This is a genomic window from Streptomyces niger, from assembly GCF_000718305.1.
Taxonomy (GTDB): Bacteria; Actinomycetota; Actinomycetes; order Streptomycetales; family Streptomycetaceae; genus Streptomyces; species Streptomyces niger.
On record NZ_JOFQ01000002.1, the window covers coordinates 466475 to 488555 of the forward strand.

Genomic DNA, 22081 nt, shown 5'->3' on the forward strand with positions numbered 1-22081 from the left:
CCATGCCGGGCTTGCGAAGCCCGGGGGCGCCGGGAACCGCGGTGCTATAGTCGCCTAAGTTCGAGATTTCACGAACAACGAAATAGCTCGTTGCCGAGCCCGGCCCGCCTCCGAAGCGCCGCCCCGCGCCACGGACTTGGAGCACCTCTTGAGCCCTCCCTCTCTCCGCGCCTTCATCCTCGATCACGTCCTCGACGGCCACGGCCGCATCCCCGCCGTACTCGGCCGGGACGCATCGGACGTGGTCACCGCCGACCGCACCCTGCGCGACGCGGCGCTCGCCGCCCTGACCCTCGGCGGACCGCACGACCGGCCGCTGACCGCCCGACTCCTGGACGCCCTCCAGGAGTTCCGGGACAGTGATGCCGACGGCTGGCACGAACTGCTGGACGTCACCGGCGTGCCGCACGTACCCGGTCAGGTCCGCACCCCCGCCGACCAGGCGCTCGCGGCCTGGGCCTGCCACCACGCCGGCACCGCGCTCGGCCGCGCCGACGTGGTCGCCGATGCCCAGGCTCAGCTGCGCCGGCTGACGGCGCTGGTACCGGCCAAGGGCTGGCCCGCGCGGCTGGACCGGATGTCCACGACCGTTCTGGACGGGGCGAGTTCGCTCGCCCAGACCGCTGTGCTCGTCCTCGCCGCGCAGGCCACCGACGACGGCTCAGCGGACCGGTCCGCCTTCCTCGACGCCGCCGCCGAGCACTTGGAGCGCTTCCTGTCCGAGGACGGCGCCTGGGCGTACCTGACGCCCAGGGGCGAGCCGGACACCCTGCACGGCTACCGGCTCCGCGCCGGCGCCCTGGCCGCCCTGGCCTGGGCAGCGCTGGACGAGCGTGGTGTCGAGTCGGCCTCCGCGTACGCCACCAAGGTCCTGCACCACATCCGGACCGTTCACCCGCATGCCGGGGCCCGCGGTTTCTGGGACCGGGCCGACGCCGGGTCGCAGGTGCGGGTCGACCCGCTGTCCGCCTGCCACGGCCGTCCCGGATCGCCCTTCCCCGCCAAGCTGGTGGCCGATCACGCACTGCTGGCCGTGGCTGCCGGGAAGCTCGCCGATCTCACGGACGACGTGGCGCTGAAGGAACTGTCGGAGGCGGCCGGTGCCGAGCTGGACCGCTACACCGACCCGCAGGCCGGCGGCGTGTTCCAGGGACAGGGCAGCTGGTTCTCCACCCCGGTCGACCCGACGGTGCCACTGGCCCGGCACGTGATGGTGCCTCCGCGCACCGCAGGCGCCTTCGCCGTCGGCAACACCTCCTACGTGCCCTTCCACGAGAAGCACGCGGAGACCCAACTCCTGGCCCTCTGGGCGGTGGGTGACCGGACCCCGGCCGTACCGTCGGCGCCGGCACTCGCCGAGCCGCCGGCACCGCACCCGATCGAGACCGACCTCAGCCGGGTGTCCACCGCCCGCCTGTCGGAGGGTCTGATCGACCTGCCCGGTTACCTGCGCTGGCTGCGCTCCACCGCCTCCGGGCTGGGCTACGGCCTGACGCCCTACCGGTCGCCCCTGGGGCTGCGGTCGGACCGTACGGCGCAGACGTTCTCCGTGCTGCACGTGGTCTCGGACCTGATGGCGCTCGACGAGCCGGTACCCGACCCGGAGGGGTTGCTCGCCGGGGTCTTCGCCACCCAGAACCCCGATGGCGGCTTCGGAGAGCAACCGGGCCTGCTGTCGGAGGCGTTCACGACGTACTGCGCGGTACTGACCGCGAAGGTCCTGGGCGGCGAGGGGTACGACCGCGAGCGCTGCGTGGAGTTCCTCCAGGCGTGCCAGCACCCCGAAGGCGGCTTCGGCAACGCGCCCGGCTATCCGTGCGACAGCTGGCACTCCAACCTCGCGGTGCTCGCCCTGCACGCGCTCGGCGAGCGGCCGGCCCGCGAGAACGACCTGGTGGCGTACTTCGTCAGCTGTCGTAACGATGACGGCGGTTACGGCAACCAGCCCGGCTCGCCCTCGGACACCTTCGCCACCTTCCGGGTGGTGGACACCCTCATCGCGCTCGGCCTGCGGCCGCCTCGCATGGAACAGACGATCGAGTGGCTGCGCGGGCTGCAGACGGAGTCCGGAGGCTTCCGTTACCGCGCGGGCGCGCCCGAGAGCTTCGTCGGTTCCTACCACGCCATCGCCGCGCTGTACGTGATGGGCGCGCAGCCGGCGGACGTACCCGCGTGCCTGGCGTGGATCGCCGCGCGGCAGAGCTCCGACGGCGGTTTCTCCCGTCTCCCCGGCGGCCCGTCGGAGACGACGGACGAGGGATTCATCGCCATTCAGGCCTTGCACATGCTCGAACAGAAGCTCAACCCCTACTGGGCGGTGATCATGACATGACCAGCACTACCTCCCCCAGCGCCACGGGCGCGACGCCACAGGCCGACCTCGCGGAACCCGCGGGCCCCAGCGTCAGGACCGTCTCGCTGCTCTCGTTCGCGACGATGTTCGTCATCGGCACCGACACGTTCGTCGTCGCTCCGCTGCTGCCGACCCTCACGGACACCTTCCGCATCTCCGCGGACATCTCCGGCTGGATGGTCAGCGCCTACGCCTTGGGCTACGCATTGTTCGCCCTGGTGGCGGGACCACTGTCGGACGGCCGGGACCGCCGCGGCGTACTGCTGTCCGGCCTGGTCGGGTTCATCGTCATGACCACGCTGTGCGGCTTCGCGCAGAACTTCTGGATGATGATCCTGTTCCGCTTCCTCGCCGGTGTGAGCGCGGCATTCGTCTCGCCACAGATCTGGGCCTCCATCCCGGCCCTGGTCAAGCCGGAGCAGATCGTCCGCACGATGGGGTCGGCCACCGCCGGCCTGGCCATCGCACAGGTCGCCGGCATCCCGGTGGGCAGCTGGCTGGCCGCCCTCTCCTGGCACGTCCCCTTCTGGGCGATCGGCGGCGCGTCGGTCGTGCTGTGGCTGATCCTGGCCAAGGCGTTCCCCTCGGTACCCGGCCGGCCGTCGGGCGCCCCGGGCGGCATGTTCAGCAGCTACGGCACCCTGCTCCGCAATCGCACCCTGAAGCTGTTCCTGCTGGCCTACCTGGTGTTCCAGACCGGCAACTTCGAGGCCATCTCCTTCTTCGGCTCGTGGTTCAGCAAGGACTTCGGGCTGGACGTCGGCTCGGTCGGGCTGGCGATGATGGCGCTCGGCGTCGGCAACGCGATCGGTTCACTCTTCGGCAGCCACCTCATCCGCCGGCTGGGACAGTACCGGTCGCTGCTGCTGGCGCTGCTGACGCTGATGGTCCTGTACTGCCTGGTGCCCTTCTCGCCGAATCTGGCAGTGGCACTGGTTCTGCTCGGCCTGGTCATGATGGTCGCCGGCTTCGTCTTCCCGATCTTCATGAGCACCCTGCAGGCCCAGACCGAGACGGCGCGAGGCACCGTCTCCTCGCTGGCCAACGCCGCCATGTACGTCGGCACGACCATCGGCGGTGTCGTCGGCGGCATCATGCTCACCAAGGTCACCGGCTTCTTCGGCGTGGCCGCCTTCACGGTCGTCGGTTACCTGGCCGCCCTCGCGATCTACGCCTGGGCCGGCGCCTTCCGCAAGCAGAAGGAGGCGGCGTGAGCACGGCCGTACTGTTCCACCGGTACGGAACGGTGGACGAGCTGTACGCCGCCGACCTGCCCGTTCCCTCTCCGGGCCCCGGCGAGGTCGTCGTCCGCTACGAGGCGATCGGCGTGAACCCCGTCGACTGGAAGATCCTCCGCGGCGATCTGGCCGACCGGCTCCCGCTGCCGTTTCCGGCCGGGCCCGGCGTGGAAGCCGCCGGCACCGTCGTGGCGGTCGGTCCCGACGTGCGGGGCCACCGCGAGGGCGATGCGGTGATCCGACACGGCCGCCCCGGCACGTACCGCGTGCACGAAGCGGTCTCCACGCTGCCGGAGGCGGACGAACTCACCCCGATGCCGGACCGGTTCTCCTTCGAGCAGGCCGCGGTCCTGCCGGTCGCGGCGGGCACCGCCTACTCCGCGCTACGGCAGGTCGGACTGGCCGCCGGGGAGCGACTGCTGGTGCACGGTGCGTCCGGCGGAGTCGGGCTGGCGACGGTTCAGCTGGCCTTCCTCCTCGGCGCCGCCGAGGTCATCGGCACCGCATCGGCACGCCACCACGACCTGCTCCGGTCCTTGGGCGCACAACCGGTCGAGTACGGCGAAGGACTTGACGACCGACTGGCCGCCTTCGGGACGCCGGACGCCTCGGTGGACTGCGCGGGCGGCCCCCAGCCGTACGCCACCGCGGTGCGCCTGGTCGGCGACCCCGCCCGTCGGGTGACGATCGTGCCGGAGTCGTCCGACGCCGAGGTACCGCTGGTCGAGCACGTGCCGAAGGAGCTGCCCGCCACGCTCCGGCTGATCGGCGACCACCCCTTCGAGCTGCCCGTCACGGGGCGTTACCCGCTCACCGAGGCCGCCGAGGCGCTGGCCCTCAGTCAGAAGGGCGGCGTCGGCGGCAAGCTCGTGCTGCTGCCCGGCGACTGACCCGCAACGCCTCCCTCCTGCTGTCCCTGTCCCCCACGGAACGGTTCACTCATGACCTACCGCTACGACGCCGACCTCATCGAAGCAGTACCGAACTTCGGCGTCTTCGACCTGACCGACCCGCCGGCCACCCGCGCCAAGCTCATCGCCGCCAGCGCCGGCAAGCCGGCCCCCGACACCACCGGCGTCGACGTCACCGACCGCGAGGTACCGGGCCCCGCGGACAACCCGCAGGTCCCGATCCGCATCTACCGGCCCTCCGACGCCACGGGTGACCTCCCGGTGGTGCTCAACGTCCACGGTGGTGGCTTCGTCATCGGCCGCATCGAGGTCGACGACGCCGCGTGCCTGGACATCGCCCGGCGGGTCGGCGCGCTCGTGGTCTCGGTCGGGTACCGGCTCGCCCCCGAACACCCCTACCCGGCGGCCCTGGAGGACTGCTACGCGGTCCTGGAATGGCTCGCCAAGGAAGCACCCGAGCTGGGCGGTGACACCACGCGGATCGCCGTGCACGGCACCAGCGCGGGCGGCGGCCTCGCCGCGGCGCTGACTCTGCTGACCCGCGACCGCGGTGGCCCGCAGATCGCTTTCCAGTACCTGGACCTGCCCGAGCTGGACGACCGGCTGGACAACGAGAGCATGCGCCGGTTCACCGATACGCCCGGCTGGAATGCGCCCAACGCGCTGCGCAGCTGGCGCCACTACCTCGGGGACGCGGCCGGCGGCGACGACGTGCCGGTGTACGCCGCACCGTCCCGTGCGACGGACCTGTCCGGGCTGCCGCCGGCCTACATCGCGGCGCTGGAGTACGACCCGATGCGGAGCGAGGCGGTGGCCTACGCGGAGAGCCTCTTCGCCGCCGGCATCCCTGTCGAACTGCACGTCTTCCCGGGCGCCTACCATCTCGCGTACTTGGTCGCCGGGGCCCAGGTGTCGAAGCGGCGAGTGGCGGAGCGCATCGACGTACTACGGCGCGCACTGCATTCGTGACCGCTGATGCCGGGCAGGTGGCCGTGGGCCGCCTGCCCGGTTTCGTGCGTGGTGGCAGGGCTCGCGCGCCGCCCTCAGGACACGGCCGCCTCCTCTATGATGTTTGATCATCATAGAATTTTGAATTAATTTCCCATCTCACAAGGAGGTGAGATCCATGCGCGGTGAACTCTTCCACCCGGACCGGGGGGACATCTCGCTCGACAAGGTGCTCCACGCGCTGAGCGACCCGATCCGCCGAGACGTGGCCCGGACCATGCACAGGGACGGCCCCCGCGTCTGCGGCCAGCTGAGCTACCCGATCGCGAAGTCGACGCTCTCCCATCACCTGAAGGTACTGCGGGAGTCAGGGCTGATGACGACCGAGGTGCGCGGGACGACGCGGGTGATTTCGCTACGGAGGGACGACCTCGAAGCGCGCTTCCCCGGGCTGCTCGACGCCGTGCAGGTGACGGCGCCGGCTCCGGAAGAAGCGTCGCGGGCATCGTAGAAGGGCGGACGGCGCCGTCGGGGCCCGTGCCGCGGCGGCGCCGGTGGCGCACACGCCGTTCCCGGCCTCGCGAGCCGGACTGGGCGGACGGGCAGCACTTCGCCGGTGACCCCGTCAACGCTGTGCGCATCCTCCAGGCCACCGAGCACCTCACGCTTCAGCGGGGCGTCGACCGCGTCGCCGGCGCTTCTGCACATCCGGCACGCGGGTGATCAAGCACCGGGCAGCCCGCCCCCGATCTTCGACCACTCCGCGGATTCACCCCCGCAAGCTGGGTTGGACGGCCCGGCTCGTGCGACGATGCGGATATGAACCGCCTGGCCAGCTCGCAGTCGCCCTATCTGCTCCAGCACGCGTCCAATCCGGTGGATTGGTGGCCATGGGGGGAAGCGGCATTCGACGAGGCGAGGCGGCGCGGTGTGCCCGTGCTGCTGTCAGTTGGTTACTCGTCGTGCCACTGGTGCCACGTCATGGCGCACGAGTCGTTCGAGGACGAGGCCACCGCGCGGCTGCTGAACGAGCACTTCGTGTCGGTGAAGGTGGACCGGGAGGAGCGCCCGGACGTCGACGCCGTGTACATGGAGGCCGTGCAGGCCGCCACGGGGCAGGGCGGCTGGCCGATGACGGTCTTCCTCACGCCCGACGCCGAGCCGTTCTACTTCGGTACCTACTTCCCGCCCCGGCCGCGGCACGGCATGCCCTCGTTCTCCCAGGTGCTGGAGGGGGTGCGGGCGGCCTGGACGGACCGCAGGGACGAGGTCGGCGAGGTCGCCGGGAAGATCGTGCGCGACCTGGCCGACCGCTCGCTGGCCGTCGCCGGGGCGCAGCCGCCCGGGCGCGAGGACCTGATGGCCGCCCTCATGCGGCTGACCCGGGAATTCGACGCGTCCCGCGGCGGATTCGGCGGCGCGCCGAAGTTCCCGCCGTCGATGGTGCTGGAATTCCTGCTGCGGCACCACGCCAGGACCGAGTCCCAGGGTGCGCTGGACATGGTGGGGGCGACCTGCGAGGCGATGGCGCGCGGCGGCATCTACGACCAGCTCGGCGGCGGTTTCGCGCGCTATTCCGTGGACGCGGAATGGGTGGTGCCGCACTTCGAGAAGATGCTCTACGACAACGCGCTGCTGTGCCGCGTCTACGCCCATCTCTGGCGCGCCACCGGCTCCGGCCTCGCCCGCCGCATCGCCCTGGAGACCGCCGACTTCATGGTCCGCGAACTCCGCACCGAGCAGCTGGGCTTCGCCTCGGCGCTGGACGCCGACAGCGATGACGGGACGGGGAAGCACGTAGAGGGCGCGTACTACGTGTGGACGCCCGAGCAGCTCACCGAGGTGCTGGGGGAGGCGGACGCCCGGATCGCCGCCGACCACTTCGGCGTCACCGAGGAGGGCACCTTCGAGGAGGGCGCCTCGGTGCTCCAGCTGCCCGACACCGAGGGGCTGCAGGACGCCGAGCGGATCGCCGCCATCAAGGAACGGCTGCTCGCCGCACGGGAGGAACGCCCCCGTCCCGGCCGGGACGACAAGGTCGTGGCCGCCTGGAACGGCCTGGCCGTCGCGGCGCTCGCGGAGACCGGCGCGTACTTCGACCGCCCCGACCTCGTGCAGGCCGCGACCGACGCCGCCGACCTGCTCGTCCGCGTCCACATGGACGGCCAGGCACGGCTGCACCGCACGTCCCGTGACGGTGTCGCCGGCGCCAACTCCGGCGTGCTGGAGGACTACGCGGACGTCTCCGAGGGCTTCCTCGCGCTGGCCCAGGTCACCGGCGAGGGCGTGTGGGCGGACTTCGCCGGGCTCCTCCTGGACACCGTGCTGATCCACTTCCGCGGTCCGGACGGCTCGCTGTACGACACCGCGGACGACGCCGAGACGCTGATCCGCCGCCCGCAGGACCCGACCGACAACGCCACGCCCTCGGGGTGGACCGCGGCGGCCGGCGCCCTCCTCTCGTACGCGGCGCTCACGGGCAGCGCGCCGCACCGCGAGGCCGCGGAACGGGCGCTCGGCATCGTCAAGGCGCTCAGCGGGCGCGCGCCGCGCTTCATCGGCTGGGGGCTCGCGGTCGCCGAGGCACTGCTCGACGGCCCGCGCGAGGTCGCGGTGGTCGGCTCGTACGACGACGAGGCCACCCGTGAGCTGCACCGCACCGCGCTGCTGAGCACCGCGCCGGGCGCCGTGGTCGCGGTCGGCGCCCCGGGGAGCGAGGAGGTGCCGCTCCTGAAGGACCGGCCGCTGGTGAGCGGCCGCCCCGCGGCCTACGTCTGCCGCAACTTCGCCTGCGAGCAGCCCACGACCGACCCGGGCGCGCTCGCGGAGCGGTTGCGTGCCGAGTGAGCCGCCTGTCGGGTGACCGGGCGGTTCGTCGGCCACGTGTGGGTGCCGCGGACCAGCGTCGGGGCCATGACCCACCGCAGTGAAGTCCCCGCCACCCACCGCTGCACGGGGCCGCCGTGGGCGAGGTGGTGGCCGCGCCCGGCACCGACGACCTGCACCCCGGTGACCTCGTGGAACACCATCTCGGCTGGCGCGAGTTCGCCGTTATGGATCCCTCTCGGGCGCGGCGCCTGACACGCTGTCGCTCCTGGCGCGCGGCATCACCCTGCGCGGCCTGGCGCTCCACGATCACCTGGATCTCGTGGCGGAGTGGCACCGGGAGTTCGGCCAGGGCCTGCGGGACGGCACGCTGACCTTTCCGCACGCGCGGTTCCGGGGCATCGAGCAGGCCCCGCGCTGCGGGAGCTGGCCGAGGGCCGACACCTCGGCGCGGTACTGGTCGACCTGTAGTGGGCCTGTAGAGGAACCGGCCCCCGACCGGAAAGAACCGGTCACCTCCCCGGACCAGGCGGTCTCCCCGTTGTCAGTGGGATGTGTAACGCTCTAAGCGCACACAGTCACATTCAGTGAGAGCTGGAGGGGGTGTTGCGGATGCGTACTGTCCTGCACGGAGCGGTCGTTCTGGCCGCTGCGGCGTGTGTGGGCGGCTTCCTGCTGGGTGGCACGGCGGTGGTCCTCGCGCTGGTGCTGGCGGGGGTGGCCGCCCTGACATGGCAAGTGGCCGCGGCGTCGAGGCCGCGGCCACGGGGGGACAGGGGAGCGGGCGGTGCCGGGAGTGCCCGGCTCGCCCCGGAGGTGGTGTCAGACGTGCGAATAGGCGACCAGCGAGATGCCCACGTAGTGCACGACGAACGCCGCCAGGGTGAAGGAGTGGAAGACCTCATGGAAGCCGAACCACCGAGGTGACGGGTTGGGCCGCTTGATCCCGTAGATCACGCCGCCCGCGCTGTAGAGCAGCCCGCCGACGACGACGAGCACGAGGACGGCGATGCCGCCCTTCTGCAGGAAGTCCGGGAGGAAGAAGACCGCCGCCCAGCCCATCGCGATGTAGCACGGCGTGTAGAGCCAGCGGGGTGCGCCGACCCAGAAGACGCGGAAGGCGATGCCGAGGGCGGCGGCCGCCCAGATGCCCCACAGGAGCAGGTCCCGGCGGCCCTCGGGGAGCAGCAGGATGGTCAGCGGGGTGTAGGTCCCCGCGATGATCAGGAAAATATTGGCGTGATCCAGCCGGCGCAGCATGCCGGCGACCCGTGGGCCCCAGTTGCCGCGGTGGTAGAGGGCGCTGACGCCGAAGAGCAGGCAGGCGCTGAGCGTGTAGACGCCGCAGGCCACCCGTCCACGGGGGCTGTCGGCCAGCGCGGTGAGTATGACCCCCGAGAAGAGCACGGCCGGGAACATCCCGGCGTGCAGCCATCCCCGCAGCTTCGGCTTCAGCGGAGCGGTGAGCGCGGAGACCGCGGAGGTCACGGCCTGAGCAGTGCTTTCGGTCGTGTGGCCGGCGGTGGCTTCTGGCGCGGAAGACATGGCCGCCAGCCTATATACGCCACCGTAAGTTACGGATCAGTCCGGGAGTGGTGACGGTCACGAGGGGGCCCTCTGGACAGATTTCGGTCGACGACGGATGATCATATGAGTGCGGTCGGCACCGGATGAGCGGTCACGAAGCATCCGGGTCGCAGCCCCCAAGGGGCCAACATCTTCAAAAGCGGACATTGTGCTGATGTTCGCATAAACCCCTCATCTAGGAGCGATCGTGGCGCGCGACAACGCGGCTCCCTCCCTCAAGCACCCGACCACCCACCAGGAGCTCATCGCCTGGGTCGATGAGATCGCGTCGATCACCCAGCCGGACCGCATCGTCTGGTGCGACGGCTCGGAGGCGGAGTACGAGCGCCTGTGTGAAGAGCTGGTCGCCAAGGGAACGTTCAAGAAGCTCGACCCGATCAAGCGACCGAACTCCTACTACGCGGCGTCCGACCCGCGCGACGTCGCCCGCGTCGAGGACCGCACCTTCATCTGCTCCGAGAAGGAGGAGGACGCGGGCCCGACGAACCACTGGAAAGCCCCGGCCGAGATGAGGGAGATCTTCTCGGGCGAGCAGGGCATCTTCCGGGGCGCGATGCGCGGCCGGACGATGTACGTCGTCCCGTTCTGCATGGGCCCGCTGGGCTCGCCGCTGTCCGCGCTGGGCGTGGAGATCACCGACTCGGCATACGTCGCCGTCTCGATGCGCACCATGACCCGGATGGGCCAGCCCGTCCTGGACGAGCTGGGATCGGACGGGTTCTTCGTCAAGGCCGTGCACACCCTGGGCGCCCCGCTGGCCGAGGGCGAGCAGGACGTGCCCTGGCCCTGCAACTCCACCAAGTACATCTCGCACTTCCCCGAGGACCGCGAGATCTGGTCCTACGGCTCGGGCTACGGCGGCAACGCGCTGCTCGGCAAGAAGTGCTACGCGCTGCGCATCGCCTCCGTCATGGCGCGCGACGAGGGCTGGCTCGCCGAGCACATGCTGATCCTCAAGCTCACCCCGCCGCAGGGCGAGTCGAAGTACGTCGCGGCCGCGTTCCCGTCGGCCTGCGGCAAGACCAACCTCGCGATGCTGGAGCCCACGATCTCCGGCTGGACGGTCGAGACCATCGGTGACGACATCGCGTGGATGCGCTTCGGCGAGGACGGCCGGCTGTACGCGATCAACCCGGAGGCCGGCTTCTTCGGCGTCGCGCCCGGCACCGGCGAGCACACCAACGCCAACGCCATGAAGACCCTGTGGGGCAACTCCGTCTTCACCAACGTCGCGCTCACCGACGACGGCGACGTGTGGTGGGAGGGCATGACGGAGGAGACCCCGGCCCACCTCATCGACTGGAAGGGCAACGACTGGACCCCGGAGTCGGAGACGCCGGCGGCCCACCCCAACGCCCGCTTCACCACCCCGGCCGGCCAGTGCCCGATCATCGCGCCCGAGTGGGAGGACCCCAAGGGCGTGCCGATCTCGGCGATCCTCTTCGGCGGCCGCCGCGCCAGCGCGGTGCCTCTGGTCACGGAGTCCTTCGACTGGCAGCACGGCGTCTTCCTCGGCGCCAACGTCGCCTCCGAGAAGACCGCCGCGGCCGAGGGCAAGGTCGGCGAGCTGCGCCGCGACCCGTTCGCCATGCTGCCGTTCTGCGGCTACAACATGGGCGACTACATGGGTCACTGGGTCAAGATCGGCCGGACCGCCTCCGAGCAGGGGGCCGCGGCCAAGCTGCCCAAGATCTACTACGTCAACTGGTTCCGCAAGAACGAGGCGGGCAAGTTCGTCTGGCCCGGCTTCGGCGAGAACAGCCGCGTCCTGAAGTGGATCGTGGAGCGCCTGGACGGCAAGGCCGAGGGCGTCGAGACCCCCATCGGCATCCTGCCGACCAAGGAGTCCCTGGACACCGAGGGGCTGGATCTGCCGGACGCCGACCTGGAGTTCCTGCTCAGCGTCGACAAGGACGTCTGGCGCGACGAGGCCTCGCTGGTCCCCGAGCACCTCAACACCTTCGGTGACCACACGCCGAAGGAGATGTGGGACGAGTACCGCGCGCTGGTGCAGCGGCTCGGCTAGCGGCAGCGGGCCGTAAGGCAGGCACGGGAAGGGCCCCGTCACCGGTGCGGCGACGGGGCCCTTCCGCCGGGGTGGAGCTCCGGGGGCGGACGGGATGAGCACCACGGCCGCCCCCGGAGGTACGGGGCGGGGTCAGGCGGTGGCCAGCTTCCCCGCGTCGTCGTGCAGCCGCAGCAGCTCGGCGGCGAGTGCGGCGGCCGCCTTGTCGGACCGGGAGTTGGCCACGACCAGGGCGTTCCCGGCGAGCATGTGGGCGCGCCGGTGGAGCGAGGGCACCCGGCCCCGGTCGCCGCCGGAGGGCTGGGCGCGCAGCGGGAAGTCGCCGCCGCGCAGCCGGGCGACCTGCTCGGCGAGGCGGTCGGCGGCGTCGTCGAGCGCACCGGACGGCGTCAGCGCGCGCAGCTCGTCGAGGGTGGTCAGCAGAGCGGTCAGATGCCCGGCGAGCCGGATGTCCAGTTCCTCCTCGCGGGAGCGGTGCGGGAAATCCTGCTCGGCCATGGAGTGGACCGACTTGGTGCGGATCGGCTCGTACATGGAATGGCCTCCTGGCAACGTCAGGAGACCACCCTACATTAGAACCAGTCTAAAGTTGTCTCGCGTATAGCGATCGGCTGCGCTCAGTGCTGTCCGTAGCCGTCCAGGAAGGTGCCGATGCGGGTGACCGCGTCCGTCAGATCGTCCTTGTTCGGCAGCGTGACCAGGCGGAAGTGGTCCGGCTCGGGCCAGTTGAAGCCCGTGCCGTGCACGATCATGATCTTCTCGGCGCGCAGCAGGTCCAGCACCATCTGCCGGTCGTCCTTGATCTTGTAGACCTTCGGGTCCAGCCGCGGGAAGGCGTACAGTGCGCCCCTGGGCTTCACGCAGCTCACGCCCGGGATCTGCGAGAGAAGCTCGAAGGCGGTGTCACGCTGCTCCAGCAGCCGGCCGCCCGGCAGCACCAGGTCGTTGATCGACTGCCGGCCGCCGAGCGCCGTGGCCACCGCGTGCTGGGCCGGCATGTTGGCGCACAGCCGCATGTTCGCCAGGATCGTCAGCCCCTCGATGTACGAGGAGGCGTGCGCCTTCGGGCCGCACACCGCGAGCCAGCCGCTGCGGTAGCCCGCGACCCGGTACGCCTTGGACAGGCCGTTGAACGTCAGGGTCAGCAGGTCGGGCGCGAGGGCCGCGAACGGCGTGTGCGTCACGCCGTCGTAGAGGATCTTGTCGTAGATCTCGTCGGCGCAGACGATGAGGTGGTGCCGGCGGGCGATCTCCGCGATGCCGCGCAGCAGCTCGTCGTCGTAGACCGCGCCCGTGGGGTTGTTCGGGTTGATGACGACGATGGCCTTGGTGCGGTCGGTGACCTTCCGCTCGATGTCGGCCAGGTCCGGCATCCAGTCCGCCTGCTCGTCGCAGCGGTAGTGCACGGCCGTACCGCCGGACAGCGACACCGACGCCGTCCACAGCGGATAGTCCGGGGCCGGCACCAGCACCTCGTCGCCGTCGTCGAGCAGCGCCTGCATCGACATCTGGATCAGCTCGGAGACGCCGTTGCCGAGATAGACGTCGTCCACGGAGAGGTCGATGCCCCGGGTCTGGTAGTGCTGCATCACCGCGCGGCGGGCGGAGAGCAGGCCCTTGGCGTCGCCGTAGCCGTGCGAGGTGCCGACGGTGCGGAGGATGTCCTCCAGGATCTCCGGCGGGCACTCGAAGCCGAACGCGGCGGGGTTGCCGGTGTTGAGCTTGAGGATGCGATGTCCTGCCGCCTCCAGCCGCATCGCCTCCTCAAGAACCGGGCCACGGATCTCGTAGCAGACGTTGGCGAGCTTCGTTGACTGGATCACCTGCATGTCCGCCACCATACGGGCGCGCGACCCGCCCCGCCTGGTGTTATGGGCCACGCAGGAGACGGCGGGGGTGCGGGTACCGGGCGGTTACCCGCACCCCTCACTTGTGCTTTCCAAGCTGTGTGTGAGGCACTGCCGATATTTCGCATGTGTGGACCATCGAGTGCTTCGTCATCGAAGCCGGACAACGGAATCCGCAGGCCGCCCGGCGCGCCGCCCGGGCGCGGTGTGAGCTTCGACTCAGCGCGCCGCCGGCGTCCGCCGCACCGCCCGCCCCGCGAGGACGTCCGTCCGCCTGCCGTCCTCGATCACGAAGCGGCCGTCGATCAGGACGTACGGGATGCCGGTGGGCAGGACGCGCGGCTCCTCGAAGGTCGAGCCCGCCGCCACCGTCTCCGGATCGAAGAGCACCAGGTCCGCGCGGTACCCCTCCCGTACGAGGCCCCGGTCCGGCAGCCGCAGCCGGGCCGCCGCACGTCCCGTGAGGTGCGCGACGCACTCCTCCAGCGAGAGGTTGCCCAGCTCACGGACGTACTTGCCCAGGTACTGGGGGAACGTGCCGTACGCCCGCGGGTGCGGCTTGGCGCCCTGCAGGATGCCGTCGCTGCCGCCCGTGTGCACGCGGTGCCGCATGATCTGCCGGACGTTCTCCTCGTGCCCGACGTGCTGCAGGATCGTCGAGCCGAGCCGGTCCTCGATCAGCAGCCGGCGGGCCGTCACCCACGGCTCCTCGCCGCGCTCGGCGGCGCTCGCGGCGATCGTCTTCCCGACGTACGCACCGAGCTCGGGGTGCGTGACGCCGGAGATCTCGATCGTGTCCCACTCCATGGGGACGCCGTGGCAGCCGTCCGCTCCCTCGACCTCCATCACCTGCCGGATGCGGGCCGCCTCGGCGTCGTCCCGCAGCCGGGCCAGGATCGCCTCGGGCCCGCCCTCGCTCGCCCAGCTCGGCAGCATCGCGACGAGCGTCGTGCAGCCGGGGGTGTAGGGGTAGGTGTCCAGGCTGATGTCCGCGCCGTCGTCCAACGCCTTGTCCAGCAGCGTCAGCAGCTCGGGAGCGCGGCCCTTGTTCACGCCGAAGTTCATGGTGGCGTGCGCGAGGTGCAGCGCGCAGCCCGCCTCGCGGGCGAGGCCGACCATCTCCTCGTACGCCTGCAGCGCGCCCGCGCCGTACGAGCGGTGGTGCGGGCAGTAGTAGCCCTCGTAGCGCGCCACCACCCGGCACAGCTCGGTCAGTTCGGCGTCCGAGGCGTACATGCCGGGGGTGTAGGTCAGCCCGGAGGAGAGGCCCACGGCCCCCTGCTCCAGGCCCTCGGCCACCAGCTGCTTCATGCGGGTCAGTTCGGCGTCGGTGGCGGGCCTGTCGTCCCAGCCCAGCGCCAGCATCCGTACCGTGCCCTGCGGGATCAGGTACGCGGCGTTGACCGCGATGCCGTGGCCGTCGAAGCCGTGGTCCAGCCGGTCCAGGTACTCGCCGACCGAGCGCCAGTTGAAGTCGATGCTCGTGTCCCCGGGCGCGCCGCCGTTCCAGCCCGCGATCTGGGCGCGGACCTCGGCGAGGGTGCGGTCGTCGACGGGCGCGTACGACAGGCCGTCCTGGCCGATGACCTCCAGGGTGACGCCCTGCGCGGCCTTCGCCTCGTGCGACGGGTCGCGCAGGAGCGCCAGGTCGCTGTGGGCGTGCATGTCGATGAACCCGGGGGAGAGGGCGAGTCCGGACGCCTCGACGGTGCGGCGGGCCGACGGGCGGTCGCCCGCGCCCTCCCGCACGACGGCGGCGATCCGGCCGCCGTCGAGCGCCACGTCGGCCCGGTAGGAGTCGCCGCCGGTGCCGTCGATGACGCGGACGTCGCGAAGGACGAGATCCATGACGGGCCCTCTCAGAAGAACGTGCGGATGAAGTCCGAGACCGTGCCGTCGGCCTCGACCAGCGGGATCAGCTGCCACTTGTCGAAGGACGTGCACGGGTGGGACAGGCCCATCCCGATCCAGTCGCCGACCTCCAGCTCGGCGCCGGGCGCGGTGCGTACCCAGGCGTGCTGGTCGGAGAGGCCGGTCACGGCGATGCCCGCGGCGGGGCGCACGGCGCCGTCCCGGCCGGACCGCACCACCTGCGCCTCGGGCAGGTCCAGGTCGTACGCCGCGTCCCGCTTGCCCGCGTTGGCGAACGCCTGCTCGCCGTTGGGGCGCGAGACGACCTGCGCCCAAAGCCGGAAGGCGGGCTGCAGGGCGCCCTCGTCGGGGTGCCGGTTGAAGGGGGTGAGGTGGCGGTAGTGGCCGTCGTCGTGCGAGACGTACGCGCCGGAACGCAGCAGCTTCAGCACCGGGCGGGACAGCTCGGGCACCTCGGCGAAGACCTCGGCGACCGTGTCGAACCAGGCGCTGCCGCCCGCGCTCAGCACGATCTCGTCCAGGTCGGTGAAGCGGCCCTCCTTGTCGAAGTCGGCGAGCAGCGCGACGAGCCGGCGCAGCCAGGCCGCGACCCGCTCGGAGTCCGCGTCCGGCACCTCGCCCTCGTACCCGGCGACGCCGACCAGGCGGAGGGTGTCCGCGGCGGCGACGGCGTTGGCCAGGTCCAGGCAGGTGGCCTCGTCCCGGACGCCGGTACGGGCCGCGTCGCCCGCGCCCAGCTCGATGACGACGTCCACCGGACGGGTGGCGCCGGCCCCGCGCAGCGCCGCGTTCATCAGTTCGATGCCGCGGAGCGAGTCGACGTAGCAGATGAAGCGGAAGTCGGGGTCGGCGTCCAGCTCGCCGGCGAGCCAGCGCAGCGCGGCGGCGTCCACCAGCTCGTTGGCGAGGAAGATCCGCCGGATGCCGAAGGCGCGGTAGACGCGGGCCTGGTGCGGTACGGCGGCGGTGATGCCCCAGGCGCCGTGCGCCAGCTGGCGCTCGAAGAGCTGCGGGGACATCGAGGTCTTCCCGTGCGGCGCGAAGGCCAGGCCGTGCCGCGCCGAGTAGGTCTCCATGAGCGCGAGGTTGTGCTCGACCGACTCGGCGGAGAGGGCGAGGACGGGAGTGGTGAAGCCGCCGGTGAAGAGGTTGCGGCGCTGGGCCGCCAGGTCGCCGACCGTGAGCCCGTCCGCGTCCGGGGGGAGGGCCTTGAAGCGGTGGTCCACCCGTTCGTCGGCGAGCCGTCCGACGGCGTTGTCGGACCGGGGATCGGCGGCCATGGGGATCTCCTCAAATTTCTTGTTGCAACATCTGCAACGCCCATTGCGCATATCGCTGAATGCTGTCTAGCATCCGATTCATCGTCGGGTCAATGGTGGGAAACCTGTCGCAGTGAGGGCGCTGAACATGCGTCCGCCGCCCCGCCGGGAGCCCGCAGCACATACCGCGAGGAGCAGGGAAACACCGTGACCACAGCGACCACGCCACCGCACGTCACCGCCGACGTCGTCTGCCTGGGCGAGTCCATGGTCACCTTCCTGCCCGCGCGCCCCGGCAGACTCGCCGACGTGCCCTCCTTCGACCGCGCCATCGGCGGCGCCGAGTCCAACGTGGCCTGCGCGCTGGCCGCCATCGGGCACCGCGCGCGGTGGATCTCCCGGGTCGGCGCGGACGGCTTCGGCGACCACCTCCTGGAGACCGTCGCCGCGCACGGCGTCGACGTGAGCCACGTCCGGCGCGACCCGGCCCGCCCCACCGGCATCTACTTCCGTACGGCGGGGGAGCGGGCCACCGGAGCGGAGGCGGAGGCGGACGGGCAGCAGCTCGCCGAGGTCGTCTACTACCGCGCCGGCTCCGCTGCCTCGGCCCTCGGCCCGGACCTGGTGGCCGAGCGCGCCCTGTGGGACGCCCGCGTCGTCCACGTCACCGGCATCACCGCGGCCCTCTCCGACAGCTGCCTCGACCTGCTGACGGCGATCACCGAGCGCCGCGCGGGCCGCCCGCTGGTCTCCTTCGACCTCAACTACCGCGTCGGCCTCTGGAAGGACCGCGCCGACCGGGCCCCCGGCATCCTCCTCGGCCTCGCCCGCGGCTGCGACCTGGTCTTCGTCGGCGAGGACGAGGCCGCGGCCGCCTGGGACGTGCACGGCCCCGCCGCCGTCCGCGAGGCCCTCCCCGAGCCCGGTGTCCTGGTCGTCAAGCAGGGCAGCGAGGGCGCCACGGTGTACGAGCGGCAGCCCGACGGCACCGACACCGTGACCTTCGCGCCCGCGCTGACGGTCGACGTGGCGGCGCCGGTCGGCGCCGGGGACGCCTTCGCCGCCGGGTTCCTCTCGGCGACCCTGCGCGGCCTGCCCGTCTTCGACCGGATCCGCCACGGGCACCTCATGGCCGCCGCATCCCTCACCGTCCCCGGCGACCTGGCCACCCCGCCCGCGCGCGAACTCGCCGACCACCTCGTCGCACTCACCCCCGAGGACTGGGGCACACTGCGACTCGGCCCCGGCTGGACGGAGAGCGGGGCCGTAGAAGTACGGGTGGAGGTATCCCAGACATGAGTCAAACAGTCGACCGCGCGCTGAGCATCCTGCCGTTGCTCGCGCAGGGGCCGGCCAACCTGGAGCAGGTCGCGGACCGGTTGGGCGTGCACAAGTCCACCGCGCTGCGGCTGCTGCGCACCCTCCACGAGCACGGCATGGTCTACCGCCAGGCCGACCAGCGCTACCGCCTGGGCGCCCGGCTCTTCGCCCTCGCCCAGGAGGCCGTGGAGAACCTCGACGTCCGCGACATCGCCCACCCCCACCTCGTCGCGCTGAACGAGAAGGTCGGCCACACCGTCCACCTCGCGGTGTACGAGGAGAACGAGGTCCTCTACATCGACAAGGTCGAGAGCCGCTACCCGGTACGGATGTACTCGCGGATCGGCAAGCCCGTCGCGATCACCGTCGCCGCGGTCGCCAAGCTGCTGCTCGCCGACCTCCCCGAGCCCGAGCGCCGCGCGGTCGCCGAACGGCTCGACTACCCCCAGTACACAGCCCGTTCGACACCCGACGCCACGGCCTTCCTGGCCGAGCTGGCCAAGGTGCGCGAACAGGGCTGGGCCACCGACCTCGGTGGCCACGAGGAGTCCATCAACTGCATCGGGGCACCCATCCGCGGTGCGGACGGCCGGCTGGTCGCGGCGATGTCGGTCTCGGCACCGAACGTCGTCGTCTCCGCCGAGGAACTCCTCGCACTGCTCCCGCTGGTACGCCGTACCGCGGACGCCATCAGCCGGGAGTATTCCGGCAACGACCCGGTAAGAACCCCGCAGGACCACAAGGAAGCCCGATAACCACCATGACCGAGAAGATCGCCCTCACCCCGGCCACCCACACCACCCCGCCCGCCAAGTTCTCGCACGGCGTCAAGAAGGGCAACATCCTCCAGGTTGCAGGACAGGTCGGCTTCCTCCCCGCCGAGGAGGGCAAGGCCCCCACCCCCGCGGGCCCGACCCTGCGCGAGCAGACCCTGCAGACCTTCGCCAACGTCCAGGCGATCCTCGAAGAGGGCGGCGCGACCTGGGACGACGTCATGATGATGCGCGTCTACCTCACGGACGTCGACCACTTCGCCGAGATGAACGAGATCTACAACGCCTACTTCGAGGAGCAGGGCCTGAAGGAGGCGCCGGCCGCGCGTACGACGGTGTACGTCGGCCTGCCCAAGGGCCTGCTCATCGAGATCGACGCGCTCGCCGTCCTGAGCTGAGCCGCGCCCTCCCGCTTCTGTCACGGAAAGAGGCTCCGGTCCCTTGCCGTTAGCGCGAGTCCACCCCCCGCACCTGCACGACCTGCCGCACGGCGCGGCGCCCCGTACCGACGGGGCGCCGTGCCGCGGTCCCCCCTGCCTGGAAACCCCCTGCCTGACAACGGAGTCCTGCCATGTTCCTCGCCGCGGCCCCACCCCTCCCCCAAGCTCTTAAAGAGCAGGGGGGACCCCCATCACCACCGCACACCGGCGGCCTGCTCGCCCTCATACCGGGCACGCCCGGACTGCTCACCGTCGCCGCGCTCGGCATCGTCCTGCTGCTCTTCCTGATCATCAAGGTCAGACTCCAGCCCTTCGTCGCGCTGCTGTCCGTCTCCATCGCGGTCGGCCTGGCCGCCGGCCTCTCCGTCACCGAACTCTTCGGCACCGTCCAGAAGTCCGACGTCGTCTCGATGATCGAGAGCGGCATGGGCGGCATCCTCGGACACGTCGCGATCATCATCGGCCTGGGCACGATGCTCGGCGCGATCCTCGAAGTCTCCGGCGGCGCCGAGGTGCTGAGCGCCCGGCTGCTGCGCCTCTTCGGTGAGCAGCGCGCCCCGCTCGCGATGGGCCTGACCGGTCTGATCTTCGGTATCCCGGTCTTCTTCGACGTCGGCATCTTCGTGCTCGCGCCGATCGTCTACGCCGCCGCCAAACGGTCCGGCAAGTCGATCCTCCTCTACTGCATGCCGCTGCTGGCCGGCCTGTCCATGACGCACGCCTTCCTGCCGCCGCACCCGGGCCCGGTCGCCGCCGCCGGACTGTTCGAGGTCGACCTCGGGTGGATCATCCTGATGGGCCTGATCTGCGGCATCCCCGCAGTGCTGGCCGCCTGGGCGTACGCCGCGTGGATCGGCAAGCGGATCTTCGTGCCCGTGCCGCAGGACATGGTCGAGGCCGCCGAGGAGGCCAAGGCCGCGGTCGCCGCGGAGAAGGCGGCGGCCGGCGTCGGCGCCGACGAGAAGCCCGTGCCGCTGGGCACCGTCCTCGCCATCATCGGCACCCCGCTGATCCTCATCCTCCTCGCGACGTTCTCCTCCATCGCGCTGCAGCCGTCCTCCGGCCGCTCGGTCATCGAGTTCTTCGGTCACCCCTTCACGGCGCTGACCATCGCGCTGGTCCTGGCGTACTACCTGCTCGGCATCCGCCGCGGCTGGTCGCGCAAGTCCCTGGAGACGGTCTCCACCGCGTCCCTGAAGCCGGTCGGCAACATCCTGCTGGTCGTCGGCGCCGGTGGGATCTTCGGCGCGGTCCTCAAGGGCAGCGGCGTCGCGGACGCGCTCTCCGACACCTTCCACGACGTGGGCCTGCCGGTCATCGTGCTGGCCTGGCTGCTCTCCGTCGTGCTCCGCGTCGCCCAGGGCTCCGCCACGGTCGCCATCGTCACCACCGCGGGCATCGTCCTGCCGCTGGTCGAGTCCCAGCACCTCTCCCAGCCGCACCTGGCCCTGGTCATCATGGCCATCTCGGCGGGCTCGATCTTCGCCTCGCACGTGAACGACGGCGGCTTCTGGATGGTGTCGAAGTACTTCGGGATCTCCGAGCGGGACACCCTGAAGTCCTGGACGGTGCTGGAGTCGGTCCTCTCCGTCGCGGGCTTCGTCGTCGCGGCACTGGTCAGTCTGGTCGTCTGACGCACCATTGCCTTACCGCCCCGGCGCCCGGAGTATGTGCATGACAAGACCGGGGGGCGAAACCTCCGGTTCGCATATCGGAGAGGACCCCACATGCACAGACCTCTCAGCAGCGCTCTCGCCGGCGCCGTACTGGGTGCGGCCGCCCTCGTCGGCGCCGGGGCCGGGCCCGCCGTGGCCGATGCTCATCTGCCCGCTCAGCCGCTGCAGGCTCAGCACCACAAGGCGAAGCCCCTGGCCGTCGACTTCGCCGGCACCGTGGCACTCAGCAACTGTTCCGGTTCGGTGGTGCGGCTGCCGAACTCGCAGGACACCGACAAGGCGCTGGTCCTCTCCAATGGCCACTGCCTGGAGTCGGGCATGCCGGGGGCCGGCGAGGTCGTCGTCGACAAGCCGTCCACCCGCAGTTTCACCCTCCTCAGCTCGACCGGCTCCAACAAGGGCACGGTGCGGGCGAGCAAGATCGCGTACGCGACGATGACGGACACCGACGTCTCGCTGTACGAACTCACCTCGACGTACGCGGACATCCAGAAGAAGTACGGCATCAAGGCGCTGCAACTGGCCACCGAGCACCCGACCCAGGGCGCCTCGATCAAGGTCGTCTCCGGTTACTGGAAGAAGATCTACTCCTGCAACGTCGACGGCTTCGCGCCGACCCTGAAGGAGGGCGAGTGGACCTGGAAGGACTCGGTCCGCTACACCTCCGGCTGCGACATCATCGGCGGCACCTCCGGCTCGCCGGTGATCGACACCGCCACCGGCAAGGTCGCGGCCGTCAACAACACCCTCAACGAGGACGGGGGGCGCTGCACGCTGAACAACCCCTGTGAGGTGGCCGCCGACGGCACGGTGACCGTCCATCAGGGCATCGGCTACGCCCAGGAGACCTACGGCATACCGAAGTGCTTCGGTACGGGCAACAAGCTCGACCTGGGTCGGGAAGGGTGCACGCTGCCCAAGCCGGCCGGGGAGTGACGCCTCCGCCGTGACGTGCAAGAGGGCCCGCCGCCGGGGAGAGCCGGCGGCGGGCCCGTCCGCGGGCGG

17 protein-coding genes and 1 pseudogene are annotated in these 22081 nt (G+C 71.1%); 13 read left to right on the plus strand and 5 right to left on the minus strand.

Going from position 1 to position 22081, the window contains the following annotated elements:
* Window positions 1–148 precede the first annotated feature (148 nt).
* From IF20_RS05940 to IF20_RS39835, 7 genes and pseudogenes are all read left to right on the plus strand, one after another.
* The gene (locus IF20_RS05940) at window positions 149–2332 is read left to right on the plus strand and encodes a prenyltransferase/squalene oxidase repeat-containing protein (protein WP_052863884.1); all 2184 of its coding nucleotides are present in this window, start codon (window positions 149–151) and stop codon (window positions 2330–2332) included.
* Entirely contained in the window at window positions 2329–3567 is a 1239-nt protein-coding gene (locus IF20_RS05945) for an MFS transporter (RefSeq protein ID WP_052863885.1), read from the plus strand. Before IF20_RS05940 ends, IF20_RS05945 begins: the two co-directional genes overlap by 4 nt.
* Window positions 3564–4481 (plus strand): NADP-dependent oxidoreductase, encoded by a 918-nt coding sequence (locus IF20_RS38980; protein WP_052863886.1) that lies wholly within the window; start codon window positions 3564–3566, stop codon window positions 4479–4481. The genes IF20_RS05945 and IF20_RS38980 overlap by 4 nt, the downstream gene beginning before the upstream one ends.
* 51 nt (window positions 4482–4532) lie before the next feature.
* Window positions 4533–5471, plus strand: a complete 939-nt coding sequence (locus IF20_RS05955; RefSeq protein WP_052863887.1) for an alpha/beta hydrolase — start codon at window positions 4533–4535, stop codon at window positions 5469–5471.
* 157 nt (window positions 5472–5628) lie between these two features.
* Window positions 5629–5961: an ArsR/SmtB family transcription factor gene (locus IF20_RS05960; RefSeq protein ID WP_052863888.1), complete on the plus strand. Its 333-nt coding sequence runs from the start codon at window positions 5629–5631 to the stop codon at window positions 5959–5961.
* A gap of 308 nt (window positions 5962–6269) precedes the next feature.
* Complete coding sequence (locus tag IF20_RS05965; protein WP_052863889.1) at window positions 6270–8297, plus strand: thioredoxin domain-containing protein; 2028 nt, start codon at window positions 6270–6272, stop codon at window positions 8295–8297.
* A 232-nt stretch (window positions 8298–8529) separates the two neighbouring features.
* Window positions 8530–8747 (plus strand): annotated as a pseudogene (locus IF20_RS39835) (NADP-dependent oxidoreductase); the annotation flags it as partial.
* 351 nt (window positions 8748–9098) lie between these two features.
* Here IF20_RS39835 and trhA read toward each other — a convergent pair.
* Entirely contained in the window at window positions 9099–9821 is a 723-nt protein-coding gene (trhA, locus tag IF20_RS05970) for a PAQR family membrane homeostasis protein TrhA (protein ID WP_052863890.1), read from the minus strand.
* A gap of 229 nt (window positions 9822–10050) precedes the next feature.
* On the opposite strand from trhA, the gene IF20_RS05975 reads away from it, so the two are divergent.
* The gene (locus IF20_RS05975) at window positions 10051–11889 is read left to right on the plus strand and encodes a phosphoenolpyruvate carboxykinase (GTP) (protein WP_052863891.1); all 1839 of its coding nucleotides are present in this window, start codon (window positions 10051–10053) and stop codon (window positions 11887–11889) included.
* Between the two features lie 132 nt (window positions 11890–12021).
* Here IF20_RS05975 and IF20_RS05980 read toward each other — a convergent pair whose 3' ends face one another.
* From IF20_RS05980 to IF20_RS05995, 4 genes are all read right to left on the minus strand, one after another.
* Window positions 12022–12423 (minus strand): SCO4983 family protein, encoded by a 402-nt coding sequence (locus IF20_RS05980; protein WP_052863892.1) that lies wholly within the window; start codon window positions 12421–12423, stop codon window positions 12022–12024.
* 83 nt (window positions 12424–12506) lie between these two features.
* Window positions 12507–13718: a pyridoxal phosphate-dependent aminotransferase gene (locus IF20_RS05985; RefSeq protein WP_052864062.1), complete on the minus strand. Its 1212-nt coding sequence runs from the start codon at window positions 13716–13718 to the stop codon at window positions 12507–12509.
* Between the two features lie 237 nt (window positions 13719–13955).
* Window positions 13956–15584: an N-acyl-D-amino-acid deacylase family protein gene (locus IF20_RS05990; protein WP_052863893.1), complete on the minus strand. Its 1629-nt coding sequence runs from the start codon at window positions 15582–15584 to the stop codon at window positions 13956–13958.
* Window positions 15585–15595: 11 nt separating this feature from the next.
* Window positions 15596–16888 carry an amino acid deaminase gene (locus IF20_RS05995; protein ID WP_052863894.1) on the minus strand — a complete coding sequence of 431 codons (1293 nt, stop codon included), beginning with the start codon at window positions 16886–16888 and terminating at the stop codon, window positions 15596–15598.
* 246 nt (window positions 16889–17134) lie between these two features.
* On the opposite strand from IF20_RS05995, the gene IF20_RS06000 reads away from it, so the two are divergent.
* From IF20_RS06000 to IF20_RS06020, 5 genes are all read left to right on the plus strand, one after another.
* Window positions 17135–18166 (plus strand): sugar kinase, encoded by a 1032-nt coding sequence (locus IF20_RS06000; RefSeq protein ID WP_110943886.1) that lies wholly within the window; start codon window positions 17135–17137, stop codon window positions 18164–18166.
* Window positions 18163–18942: an IclR family transcriptional regulator gene (locus IF20_RS06005; RefSeq protein ID WP_052863896.1), complete on the plus strand. Its 780-nt coding sequence runs from the start codon at window positions 18163–18165 to the stop codon at window positions 18940–18942. The genes IF20_RS06000 and IF20_RS06005 overlap by 4 nt, the downstream gene beginning before the upstream one ends.
* A 5-nt stretch (window positions 18943–18947) precedes the next feature.
* A complete protein-coding gene (locus tag IF20_RS06010) occupies window positions 18948–19358 on the plus strand; it encodes a RidA family protein (RefSeq protein ID WP_052863897.1) in 411 nt (136 codons plus the stop codon).
* 173 nt (window positions 19359–19531) lie between these two features.
* Window positions 19532–21034 (plus strand): GntP family permease, encoded by a 1503-nt coding sequence (locus IF20_RS06015; RefSeq protein ID WP_052863898.1) that lies wholly within the window; start codon window positions 19532–19534, stop codon window positions 21032–21034.
* A gap of 93 nt (window positions 21035–21127) precedes the next feature.
* Window positions 21128–22012 carry a S1 family peptidase gene (locus IF20_RS06020; RefSeq protein ID WP_052863899.1) on the plus strand — a complete coding sequence of 295 codons (885 nt, stop codon included), beginning with the start codon at window positions 21128–21130 and terminating at the stop codon, window positions 22010–22012.
* Window positions 22013–22081 lie beyond the last annotated feature (69 nt).